9 protein-coding genes are annotated in these 12,016 nt (G+C 46.3%); 5 read left to right on the forward strand and 4 right to left on the reverse strand.

From position 1 onward, the window contains the following. Positions 1–29: 29 nt before the first annotated feature. Positions 30–392, reverse strand: a complete 363-nt coding sequence (locus tag J3491_RS02930) for a roadblock/LC7 domain-containing protein (protein WP_105243989.1) — start codon at positions 390–392, stop codon at positions 30–32. 646 nt (positions 393–1,038) lie between these two features. Between J3491_RS02930 and gdhA the strand changes: the two genes are divergently transcribed. The 5 genes from gdhA (at position 1,039) to J3491_RS02955 (ending at position 8,325) form a co-directional block, all read left to right on the forward strand. Beyond that, positions 1,039–2,385: an NADP-specific glutamate dehydrogenase gene (gene gdhA, locus J3491_RS02935; protein WP_198335420.1), complete on the forward strand. Its 1,347-nt coding sequence runs from the start codon at positions 1,039–1,041 to the stop codon at positions 2,383–2,385. A 353-nt stretch (positions 2,386–2,738) separates the two neighbouring features. After that, entirely contained in the window at positions 2,739–4,730 is a 1,992-nt protein-coding gene (locus J3491_RS02940; protein ID WP_207969151.1) for a glycosyltransferase family 2 protein, read from the forward strand. Between the two features lie 19 nt (positions 4,731–4,749). Further along, positions 4,750–6,027: a glycosyltransferase gene (locus tag J3491_RS02945; RefSeq protein ID WP_207969152.1), complete on the forward strand. Its 1,278-nt coding sequence runs from the start codon at positions 4,750–4,752 to the stop codon at positions 6,025–6,027. Between the two features lie 68 nt (positions 6,028–6,095). After that, positions 6,096–7,301, forward strand: coding sequence for a hypothetical protein (locus J3491_RS02950; protein ID WP_207969153.1), 1,206 nt, complete (start codon positions 6,096–6,098; stop codon positions 7,299–7,301). Between the two features lie 49 nt (positions 7,302–7,350). Continuing rightward, positions 7,351–8,325, forward strand: coding sequence for a glycosyltransferase family 2 protein (locus J3491_RS02955; protein WP_207969154.1), 975 nt, complete (start codon positions 7,351–7,353; stop codon positions 8,323–8,325). 83 nt (positions 8,326–8,408) lie between these two features. Here the strand turns inward: J3491_RS02955 and J3491_RS02960 are convergent, their stop codons facing one another. From J3491_RS02960 to J3491_RS02970, 3 genes are all read right to left on the reverse strand, one after another. Then, positions 8,409–9,185: a hypothetical protein gene (locus J3491_RS02960; RefSeq protein ID WP_207969155.1), complete on the reverse strand. Its 777-nt coding sequence runs from the start codon at positions 9,183–9,185 to the stop codon at positions 8,409–8,411. A gap of 173 nt (positions 9,186–9,358) precedes the next feature. Beyond that, positions 9,359–10,696 (reverse strand): imidazolonepropionase, encoded by a 1,338-nt coding sequence (hutI, locus tag J3491_RS02965; RefSeq protein ID WP_207969156.1) that lies wholly within the window; start codon positions 10,694–10,696, stop codon positions 9,359–9,361. A 39-nt stretch (positions 10,697–10,735) separates the two neighbouring features. Beyond that, the gene (locus tag J3491_RS02970) at positions 10,736–11,854 is read right to left on the reverse strand and encodes a formimidoylglutamase (RefSeq protein WP_207969209.1); all 1,119 of its coding nucleotides are present in this window, start codon (positions 11,852–11,854) and stop codon (positions 10,736–10,738) included. Between the last annotated feature and the right edge of the window lie 162 nt (positions 11,855–12,016).

A 12,016-nucleotide genomic window follows, 5' to 3' on the forward strand; every position in this document is an offset into this window, starting at 1 on the left:
GTCATGATTGACTGGAAAACAATGATTGATTAAATAAGTTTTGCTAGGGCTTCTGAGGCGCGTTTGATGTCCAAAAAGATCAAACCGAGCTTGGCGTTTGGCTTGGCCATGATGGTCAATACCGCTTCATCGCCTGATGAGGTCATGATGACATAGCCTTTTTCGCCTTGGATCATAATACGATCGATACTACCACGCGCCAGCTCGCGACCTGCACGGTCACCCAATGACAATAAAGCGGCTGACATAGCGCCAACACGGTCTTCATCAACGCCTGATGGTAGGGCTGATGCAATCATCAGACCATCGTTAGAAATTAGGGCAGATGCTTCGACATCGGCAGATGAGCTGTTTAGGTCTTCCAAGATTTGTTGGAACGAATCTGTACGCATATCACTTTCTCTATAACGGGTTATTGAATGGATGAGATCACTATCAGCGACACTAAAAAGGGCTGAAGCAAACGCTGGTTATTATAAACCCTTACTACTTATATTGATATATGTTACAGCAAACAAATGGCTGGGTTCTGCTATTTTTTGACCGTCTAGTTGTCATTATCAACCTTTTATATGTTGTTTTTAATTTTAAGCCGAACTAAAGTTGGCAATAAGGTTTTATTCTCTCTATTTTGCCCAGCCACTTGCAATCAGACAGTAGGCTTGTAGCAATTTTTGCTTCATTTACCCAGCGCTTTACTTTATGCTCACAATGCCTAGCAGCCTGCGTAGCGGTCAGACAAACGAATGATTTATACAAAAAACGTTGACCATAACTTTTCATGATGGTGATATTCACTAGACTTATACCCCAAAAAAATGATATATAGTTATAGGATAGAAACGGTCATTGCTACTGAGCGTCTTGTTCAGGCGTCACATTATCCCGCTTTTCTACTCCCACGAGCCTCTATATACCGCAGTGTATAGGGGCGATTGTAGTCTTACATCAATGTCCATAATCCCCTTCGTTTGTTGCCATACGACGCGACATCGATGTAAATAAACACGTCCACCATTTTTACCCTAAGGAACCTATATGAGTATCAGTCAGGCCATCGAAAAAGTCGAAGCGCGTTACGCCCATCAACCTGAATTTGTCCAAGCCGTAAAAGAAGTGGCACTGACTATCGCGCCTTTATACGATGCCCATCCTGAATTTCAAAAAATGAAGATATTCGAGCGTTTGGTTGAACCAGATCGTATTATCTGCTTTCGCGTCAACTGGGAAAACGATAAAGGTGAAGTACAAGTCAACCGCGGCTGGCGTGTCCAGTTCAGCAACGCTCTTGGCCCTTACAAAGGCGGCGTACGGTTTCATCCAACCGTCAACCAGTCAGTGCTTAAGTTTTTGGGCTTTGAGCAAATATTCAAAAACGCTTTGACGGGTCTGCCGATGGGCGGCGGTAAAGGGGGCGCTGATTTTGATCCTAAAGGCAAAACAGACAGCGAAATTCGCCGCTTTTGCTATGCGTTTATGCGTGAGCTGCACCACTATGTCAATAAAGACATCGATGTGCCAGCTGGTGATATCGGTGTCGGCGGCCGTGAGGTCAGCTATATGTTTGCCATGTACAAAAACTTAACGCGCGAATACGGTGGCGTGTTGACAGGTAAGGGGGTGGGATTCGGTGGTAGCTTGATGCGTACAGAAGCGACAGGCTACGGTGCGGTGTACTTCTTAGAAAACATGCTCGCTGCTCAAAACGAGAGTATCGAAGGCAAAAAAGTACTGGTGTCAGGGGCAGGCAACGTCTCGCTCCATGCCGCCGAAAAAGCCTGCATGCTAGGCGCGACAGTTCTGACGGTCTCCGACTCACAAGGGACGCTCTATGATGCAAATGGCCTAAATCAAGAAAAAATCGATTGGCTAAAAGCGCAAAAAGCCCAGAGTAAGCCACTGTGCGATTATGTCGATGTCTATGGTGGTGAGTGGTTTGCGCAGCAAAAGCCTTGGCACATCAAAGGTGATATCGCCATTCCATCAGCCACACAAAATGAAGTCAACGAAGACGATGCCAAACATATGGTCGAAAACGGCATCAGATATATCGTTGAAGGCGCAAACATGCCGTTGACAGCAGAGGCAGTCGATCATATCCGTTTGCACCGTGTGCACTATGCGCCAGGTAAGGCAGCAAACGCAGGCGGCGTGGCAGTCTCAGGTCTTGAGATGTCACAAAACTCGGTACGTCAATACAAAACCTTTGAAGAAATAGATGAGCGCCTAAAGCGCATCATGAAAAACATCCATGACGGCGCGGCTGAAGCATCAGCAAACTATGGTCAAACGGACAACGGCTATATCGACTATATGGCAGGGGCCAATATCGTTGGCTTTAAACGGGTGGCGGACGCACTGTGCGCTTATGGTATCTTAAACTAACTCTTTCTGGCTGTTGAGGCACTGTCAAATACCGCACTTATCATATATAAGTGCGGTATTTTTTTGTCTGTATAAAATATTTATGAGCGCAAAGACTGGTTGCAAGCTCGAGGTAATAGACGCCGGCTAAAGTTTTTTGGATTATAAAGTATTAATTTATAAAAGTTTTTACATGTTTTACTTGAAGTTACATTAATCTATTTTTTTAGACAGTTTATAAATAATTATCACCAATCTTTTTGACTATCATCAATTATCTCAGTGTTTATCGCACGGGTTTATATCATCAATCATTCATGTCGCGGGCAAACGATGCCGCTGACGATGTCGATATATTTATCAAAGGATGAATCATGACAGTCAATAAGGAGGTCTATTCTGATGGCCGCTCAGGTATGTCGGGCTTATATCCAATGATACAGGATACGCCAAATGCTGAGCGGTTTGCTTGCAGCGTTGGTCAGGAACATAACGATAATGGCCGTGAAGCTATAAACAATCGAGCGGCGCATGTCTTTGGCGCTTATCCACCAGCCTCCAAACGCGCGCAGACCAGCTGGTATAAAGACCCTGTATTAAACAATCATATAAACAACCATATAAATGAGCAAGTAACCAGCTATCTACGTAGCAATGATTGCCTAAAGCCCTACCACCAAAACACCCAAAGGGGTATAAAAAGTGACACAAACAATGGCATGCAACCTGTCGGTAAATTTGAGCGGATGGAGCGTCTAGCAGATCATGCAGTCAGTACTATCGATCAGGCGATGACTCATGCAGAGGTCGCGCAGCCGATACGCTTGAGCTTTCAGTTGATGACCCGTGCTGAGCCTGCGGCAATGGTGATTGCGACTATCAAATCATTGCTAGCCATTAAAGCGGCCGACGATGAGATTTTAATCATAGATAACAACCATACTAAGCGTGAGCTTTATGAGCCTTTGGCAGACTTTTGTGATGGCTTGGATCCGCATCTCAACGTGCATTTTTATCATATCGATGCGGTGGCAGGGTTTAAGTCTGGTGCGCTCAACTTAGCGCTTGGGCTGATGGACCCTAGCGCCAGTCATGTGGTGGTGGTCGATAGTGATTATCAGGCGTTGCCACATGCCCGTGATGCTATTATCAGCGCTATCCACGAGTATCCTGAGCATGCTTTATTGCAATTTCCGCAGTTTTATCGTGATGCAGATAAAGCAGATGTCCACAGCGAATTAAACCATTATTTTAATCATCATTTGCATCGCTTTTTTAACCGTCAGCGGGCGTTATCTACCGGTACTTATGCGGTGATACGCCGAGATGCTTTAGTGGGTTTAGGCGGCTGGTCAGGAGCGTCCATTACTGAAGATGCGCAGATGGGCGTGCTGCTCCATCGTATGGGTCTGCACAGTCGTTTTATACCCAAGGTGATTGCTACCGGTATATTGCCCACCACGCTGTGTGATCTGATCGCTCAGCGGCAGCGCTGGGTATATGGCAATGCACAAGTGCTCAATAGTTACTTTGTTAGGCCGGCGTCTTTGACCGCCGATAGCAGCGCAAATACAAATGTAAGCCAGACGATGGGCGAGCGTTTGCAGTATATGCGTGCGCATTTTTCGCAGCTGAGTGCCTGGATTAATTTTACGGGAATTTTTATCGTGCTGCAGATCTGTACGCTGCTTATCGTGCTGGCGGCTCTGATAATAGGCGCACAGGTGGATATGGCGATGTTGCTTACGCCCTTATATGTGGTTTATGCGGCTTATGGCGTGTTTTTGTTGCGACGGCTGTGGGCCTATGCACAAGACCGCTCACCACTTAATCAGCAGGTAGCTCAGCACGTTACGCCAACCTTTATCAATAAGCTACGAGCGTGGGCACTGCATCTAAATTTTTGGGAAATCGGTGCGTTGTCATGGTGGCCTGTGCTGTGGGGCCGCGACAAGCCATTTGTGTGTACGCCCAAACAGGTGGTGATCAGTAACCGCCGCAGCGTATGGCAGGCCAATGTTTGTGCCTTACCAAAACTGCTACTCATACTTAATATCATCACTTTGGCTGTGACCTCACCGCTATCAGCGCTGTATTCGCCTTTGTTATTTGTTAGTGCGCTTGTGGTCACTGTCCTCAAGCTATGGTCTGCAAAGATAGCTTTTGATAACTATGGGTATCATCCTGAGGTGAATGACCGCTATGCTGATGAGCATGACACGTATGACGAGATCAATAACACTGTAAACCAAAGCTGTGTGATTAAAAATAATGTCGCTAAAAATAAAAAGACGGCTAGAGATAATATTACTAAAAATAAGCACCCAAATAACACCGACCCAATAAAAAAATATATGGCTGAATAAAATAATAAATGGATGACGTATGCTGACTTCTATCAAAACCAACCCCAATAGTCATATAAAAGCTAAAACCTCTAACATCGTTATGCACAAGACATATGACTTGCCTGAGTCATCAGCGGCGTGTGAGACAACCGATGGGGCAAACATTCAAGTAAGAAAGCCACGACGTATTGCCATCATCGCTCACTCGTTATATCCCATTGCCCAGCCTTATGCAGGCGGTCTTGAGATGATCACTCAGCTGATCTGTGATGAGTTGGTGGCTCAAGGCCATCAGGTGTTGCTCTACGCTCATGCTGACAGTCAAACCCATGCCACACTAGTACCCTTTATGACTCGTGATGAGTTTGAAAAAACAGTTTATCCCAATGAGCATGAGTCAGTAGAGATGAGCCGCGAGGAGCTGTATCAGTATTTGGTCTACCAGCAGGCGCTGCGCGATATCATTAGCCGTGATGAGATGGGAATGATTGATGTAGTACACAATCATAGCTTGCACCATGTGCCGATGATGATGGGGCAGGCGTTTGGCGCGCGGTTTTTTACCACGTTTCATACGCCGATTTTTCCGCAGCTGCGTCTGGCGCTACTGACGCTACGGCAAGGCACCCAAACCCAGTTTACAGCGATCAGTGGTCATCAGCAGCAGTTGTTTGCTGAATTTGTGCCCTCGCATGTGGTCTATAACGGCATCGATGTCCACTCATTTACTGCCAATACAAACCCAATTGCTGATGAAGTGTATTTTTGGTACGGGCGCATCTGTCCTGAAAAGGGTACGCATTTGGCGATGGAATACTGCAAAGCGGCAGGTAAGCGCCTGATTATTGCAGGACCCAAAAGTAATGAGGAATACTTCGATGACTATGTAGCGCCGCTATTAGAAGCCGATAGAGCGAGCGCTGCGCCGTTATTTGATTATGTTGGTCATTTAAGTAAGAATCAAATCAACAAGCAGTTAAGCCAAGTCACCGCCATGCTATTTACCAGTACTTGGGATGAGCCTTATGGTCTGACGCTCGCTGAGAGCCTCGCTTGCGGTACACCTGTGATTGGCTTCGATGTCGGTGCCAGTGCTGAGATTATCACGCATCAGACAGGTATTATCGTACCCAAAAAGGATAAAAAGGCATTTATACAAGCGTTTGCTGACATTCAGCATATTTCACGAACAGCCTGTCGTGCTCGCGCTGAGCAGTTTTGTTCAGTCGCTGCAATGGTCGATGGTTATCTGCGTTTATATGAGCAGGCAGTAGCGGTTGATGACAGCGATAGCATCCAAGAGGCGTTTGTCTAGCGTTCTTTCCTTTTTTCTTTATGTAGTGAGTATCAATGACTGCCTTCATCTCTTAGGAGCTATTTACCATGCGTATCGGTTACTATGCTCATCATCACGGCTCGGGGCACTGCCGCCAAGCAGATAAACTGGCCGCCTTACTATCACTAGAGCTGCGTTCGCAAATGACGGTGTTTACCAGCTTACCTGCTGATGGTTATCGCTTTAGCAGTATAAGTGATGAGCACATCGTACGTTTAGACGCTGAGGATGAGCGACCAGATGATGTGCTAGCGGGGCGAGCAGGCGAGTATTGGCAGCCAAGCTGTTTGCACTACTCGCCAGTGGGTAACAAAGACATTCAGAGACGCAGTTGGCAGCTGCTTGATGAGATACATCAGCGCCAGATTGACCTGATGATTATTGATGTGAGCGCCGAAGTGGCTATGCTGTGCCGTACTGCTAGCGTGCCTTATCTCTATGTACGGCTGGCAGGTGAGCGCGATGATGCGCCGCACTTAAACGCCTTTGCGGGCGCGCTTGGATTGCTGGCCCCTTATCCTAAAGCATTGGAGGCGGCAGCAACGCCAGACTGGGTACGACAAAAAACGTTATATTTGGATTTTTTGCCAAGTAAAGCCCAAGGTTTGCCTAGCTTTTGTGAGTTTATGGACGAGCTTATGACATTGACCCATGATGATGCTATTCATAAACAACTGGTCGCCAGTGTCGATAAGTCTTCTATCGTTACTGTGATTAAAGGCTATGGCGGGCACGAAGCGATTGATGCCAAGTTGCCAAAGCTACGCCAAATACTACCAGACGCTATAATCGTCTCTCTTGGTCCTATCAATGATGAAGTACGGCATTGTGTCGATATTGCCGCCCATGTCGATGATGTAACGCCATTTATAGCCTATAGTAATCTGCTATTAATGGCGTGTGGCTTGAATGCAATTGCGCAGGCCTATGACTATGCGACGCCGCTTATTGTATTGCCTGATGTGCGCCCGCACCGTGAGCAAGAAGCGATGGCAGAGGCATTAATCGAACAAGGTCGTGCGCTTAGTTGGCCACAGTTTATCGCCAAAGCCTCTACTATGGATAGTCAGAACCTATTGTCTTCTCTCTCCACGAATAATAAGTCGATTGACCATGAGCAGACTGCTTTGATGAGTAAGCAAGCCAATCTGGCGGCGCAACGCTTTATGAATAGCATTGCTGACTATATTTCTGTAAAAGCTTGGTTTGCAGAATGGCTATTGCCGCAGTTGGACTTAAAACCTAAAAAATAACAAATCACAAATAACAAAGAAACTTATAATAATAAGAGCAAATATTTCCATGACAGCGACAACCAGAGCTCAAGACGCCGCATATAACACCATTCCCGTGAGTGTAATAACGACTTGCTATGGGCGCGATCGTCATCTTTATAATCTACTTGCTAGTCTGGCGCAAGGTAGCGTCAAGCCGAGCGAGGTGGTTATCGTTAATGATGACGCCGAGGCTGAACGTCTGGCAGACTACGATTTAAATATTATTAAGATAGCAACGACTACAGCGACTGAGCATGGATTGACGAGTAGCGCCTCGTTTGATATCGGTCGTAACCGTAATCTTGGCGCTGCACGTGCTAGCTATGAGACTATGATTTTTTTGGATGTAGATTGTATCGTCGCCTATGACTTTATCGAAGGGTTATATGATAAATTGAAAACGTATCCTGATGCGCTACTAATGGGACAGCCACGTTATTTGACACGGCCTTTGACGGATGATGAGGGTAGTCAACTACAGCAAGGTCAAATGGCGTCTGACGCTTTAGACCAGCTTTCGGTATTTAACCCTTATCGTGATAACTTTACCCAACAGCGCAATGACAATGTCGATGCTAATATTAAAAAAACGCAAGATTATGGCGCATTTTGGAGTCTTTGCTTTGCGATAATGCATCATCAGTTTGAGCGGATCGGCGGCTTTGATACCGATTATGTCGGCTACGGCGCTGAAGACACCGATTTTGCTTTTATGGCACGTGCTTTAGACATTGATTTTTATCTGACCAACGACGTGGTTTACCATCAGCAGCACAGCGTCTACCGGCCGCCGCTCAATCATCTCGATAGCATAGTGATTAATGCCAATCGCTTTTATGACAAATGGCAGCATTGGCCGATGGCAGGCTGGCTGGTAGAATTTACACAGCTAGGTTTGATTGATTGGCAAGAGGCGCAGACAGTGCCCATTGAGATTCTTCGGCAGCCAAGTAGCGCTGAGATTGACGGCGCACATTGTCCAGATGCACCGTATGTGTAGACGGCTCTTAGCACTCTAATACCGATACATCACTAGTAGCAATGAGTAGTTAGTTTTGATGAACATTTAATTTTGATGAGCAACTAATACTGACGGATAATCTCCACACCTGTCGGCGGCGTTGCAAGCGCTTGCCGCTCAAACGCCCAGTTATGACCTTCCCAAAAATGCGCAGTTTTATCATCATTATTAAAACCCAACATCACTATTGATAGCAGCGTCTTAGCTTTCTGCTTTTGTTGAATGTGCAGGCGTGCAGATAAGAATAACCGATATAATAAAAATCCTGACGTCGGTGCCGATGAATGGATATCAGTAAAGATAGGATAATCTGCCACTACTTTATGCTGCTCTGACAACATGCGGCAATACTCATCGCTGCGTAATATTTTCTCAAGCTGCTCTGGAATCTCTAGCACTCGGTTAGCGGTTATAGGGTCATCAGTGGGATTTGGGTCGTCGCATGGCATTGGGAACTGATAGGCAGCATTCCCAAACAAGATGCCAAGCGGTGCTTGCTTCGCCATATCGAGCATCGCTGTCACATTATTGCTGCGAGGTGGTAGACCAAAATGCAGTTGACTGTCACCGATTTGTCTAAAAAACAGTAGCTTTGGTAAATCTTTGGCGAGCGGATGATTGGCAAAGAAATCTGCATGAATAAAGTCATTAAATAACACCAACATATCAGTAGGCTGCAATAGCGCCTCTAAGCTCGCTGTAGCTATCGATGGGTTGTTGGCAATCAATATCACACGCTGGCTTCGTATTAACTGCGCCTGCGTGATAGGCGGTAGAGCGGCAAATGCTTCTGCAGCAAGATGGCTGCTACTGATATTTGGTAGTGATTGATCAAGCATATCTGGCATATCAATGTAATTAAGGTATAGACGGTGGGTTAGGTTTTTGTCATGTGCTTATTACAGTATAAAGAAGAAGGTGCTCAGGCTTGTTTGAGTTTTGAAAATAGAAAAAATCTGGCAATAAGGTATTGCCAGATTTTTTGTTATGAATAGGTTTTTATAGGGGTTTGTTATACCGTCTCACGCCATCTGCCTTGTACCATGATACCTGTGATAGGATTTAGCCCCATCTGATAAGCAAGGTCAGCAGGGCGGGCGATATCCCATAATACCAAGTCAGCATCACAGCCGACTTCTATCTTGCCTTTTTTGGCGAGGCCTAATGCTTGCGCTGCATGCACGGTCGCCCCTGCCAGTACTTCTTCCGTAGTGAGATAAAATAAGGTACAGCCCATATTCATCGCCAATAACAGCGAGGTGAGCGGCGAGGTACCGGGGTTGCAATCGGTTGAGATAGCCATCGGCACTTGATGCTTGCGCAACGCTTCAATCGGTGGCAACTTAATATCACGCAGCGTATAAAAAGCACCCGGTAATAACACGGCTACTGTGTTGCTTGCGGCCATTTTTTTAATATCGGCTTCTGCCAAGTGCTCAAGATGGTCGCTTGATAGCCCTTGGTATTCTGCTACCAAAGCGCTCGCACCTATATTTGATAGCTGCTCAGAATGCAGCTTCACAGGCAAGTCTAATGAACGGGCAACGTCAAAGACCCGCTTAATTTGCTCAGCAGTAAAGGCGATGTTTTCACAAAAACCATCGACCGCATCGACCAAGCCCTCATTATGCAAAATTGGCAACCACTGGCAAACTTGCTCGATATACGCATCGGCACGGTCTTTATACTCTGGCGGTAGCGCATGGGCGGCCAAATACGTGGTGCTAACATGAATGTGGTGTTTGTCGCCGAGTGCACGGGCGACTTTTAGCATTTTGCGTTCAGTGTCTAAGTCTAGCCCATAGCCAGATTTGATCTCGATACTGGTCACGCCTTCTTTTATGAGGGCGAGCAAGCGTTTTTCACTTTGGGTAAATAGTTCTTCTTCACTTGCTGCGCGGGTGGCGCTCACTGTCGAGACGATGCCGCCACCTTGTGCCGCGATATCTTGATAACTGGCACCTTGCAAGCGTGCTTCAAACTCGTTGCTGCGATTGCCGCCATACACGATATGGGTATGACAATCGATAAGTCCAGGCGTGATCCAGTTGCCATGTACGTCTTTGATTTGATCGCTTTTATAATGAGTCAGATGCGGTTTGATTTGCTCATGCGTACCAACCCATGCGACTTTGCCGTCTTTGATACCGATAGCGGCGTTTTCTAATTGACCATAAGGGGTGCTTTTGTTTTGATCATTGCTTTGATTGGCGCTTTGTTTGTCACTGTAAATATCAAAGCCGTATTGCGCTGAAAAGGTGGCAAGATTGGCATTGATAATAACGTGATCAAATGAAGTCAGGGTATTAGTAGCATTGTTGTCAAGTATTTGGGCGCTAGTGTGGTTCATAATAAGCTCCTGCTTGTGGTTAACCAACTATTTTTTTGTCTATGTTAAAAGTAAATGCTGCTCGATAATAGTGGCTAAGAGGCGAGCGGCGACTTTACAGCTGCGTGTATCAATATCAAAGGTCGGATTAATCTCGGCGATATCAGCCATTTTTACTTTGCCTGATGCCATGATACGTTTGACCGCGCGCTCAACGAATGCCAAATTAATACCATAAGCGGCGGGTGCACTGACACCAGGTACCACGCTTGCTGGCAAGCAATCCATGTCAATGGTTAAATAGATGACATCAACGTCATTGATAAAGGTTTCTATTTGCGCCGCAAGTGTTTTCCATTTTTTATTGGTGCAGTCTTCGTCACTGATGATATGAACGCCTAACTGCTCAGCACGGTCAAAGAGCGCGGCAGTATTGGAAAACCGACTAACGCCGATACAGCAATAGTGAAATGGCTGGTCTTGCGCTGCAAGGTGCTCGGCTATTTGGCGAAATGGCGTACCAGAGGTGGCAACATCAGATTGGCGAATATCTAGATGCGCATCAAAGTTAATCACCCCGATGGTAGGCATTGTGCTTACATGGCTTTTGACATCATTTTCAAAATAGTTTTCGACATTGCTAACGTCATGAGTAGGCTGATCGGCTTTTGATGACAGCGCTTGCCACAATCCCAAAAAGCTGCCATAAGCGATGGCATGACCACCACCAAGTCCAATGGGTAGCCCGCCTTGCTGGATAATGTGACTGACTTTATCAGCGTAGGTTAATTGAGCTTGTTCAAGGGTACGCTCGGCAAAGTCATCATTATCGTGACAATGAACATCGCCCGCATCACCCAGTAGCGTTGATAGTTTCCCATCAAAGCGTTGTTGTAGCTCAGCGATGACGGGCAGCGCCGAAAATACTTGACGAATCAAAGGCGGCGCCGCTCTGGCTCCCACGCGTCCTTGATTGCGTCTGACACCTTGGTCGCAAGCGAAGCCGACCAGCCCAATGCGCTGGCCATTTTGCTGGCTGTTTTGTTGACTGCTGCTATCAAAGGTATAAGGCTGCGCTATTTGATACCAATAGCGGGCGCGTGCAGACTCAAACGGCTCGGCACGTCCCGTCCAGCGGCTCATATCAGCGGCGCTGTGGCTCACGGCTGTGTCAGACATTGATAGGCTCATCGCTGATTTCCTTTAATCCGTATTGCTTGTGTATATTTGATCCGCTATAAGATAAGTACAGTGCGACTGGTATAAATTTTCTTTGCTTGCTGTGCGACTTCGTCATTCCAGAGGCTGCATGAAATTCATCCCAGTAGCACGCCATAAAAG

Source organism: Psychrobacter halodurans, from assembly GCF_017498075.1.
Classification (GTDB): Bacteria; Pseudomonadota; Gammaproteobacteria; order Pseudomonadales; family Moraxellaceae; genus Psychrobacter; species Psychrobacter celer.

Bases quoted from the DNA above. Each gene is read 5' to 3' on its own strand.
- J3491_RS02930 (WP_105243989.1), bottom strand. From the start codon at position 392: ATGCGTACAGATTCGTTCCAACAAATCTTGGAAGACCTAAACAGCTCA.
- gdhA (WP_198335420.1), top strand. From the start codon at position 1,039: ATGAGTATCAGTCAGGCCATCGAAAAAGTCGAAGCGCGTTACGCCCAT.
- J3491_RS02940 (WP_207969151.1), top strand. From the start codon at position 2,739: ATGACAGTCAATAAGGAGGTCTATTCTGATGGCCGCTCAGGTATGTCG.
- J3491_RS02945 (WP_207969152.1), top strand. From the start codon at position 4,750: ATGCTGACTTCTATCAAAACCAACCCCAATAGTCATATAAAAGCTAAA.
- J3491_RS02950 (WP_207969153.1), top strand. From the start codon at position 6,096: ATGCGTATCGGTTACTATGCTCATCATCACGGCTCGGGGCACTGCCGC.
- J3491_RS02955 (WP_207969154.1), top strand. From the start codon at position 7,351: ATGACAGCGACAACCAGAGCTCAAGACGCCGCATATAACACCATTCCC.
- J3491_RS02960 (WP_207969155.1), bottom strand. From the start codon at position 9,185: ATGCTTGATCAATCACTACCAAATATCAGTAGCAGCCATCTTGCTGCA.
- hutI (WP_207969156.1), bottom strand. From the start codon at position 10,696: ATGAACCACACTAGCGCCCAAATACTTGACAACAATGCTACTAATACC.
- J3491_RS02970 (WP_207969209.1), bottom strand. From the start codon at position 11,854: ATGTCTGACACAGCCGTGAGCCACAGCGCCGCTGATATGAGCCGCTGG.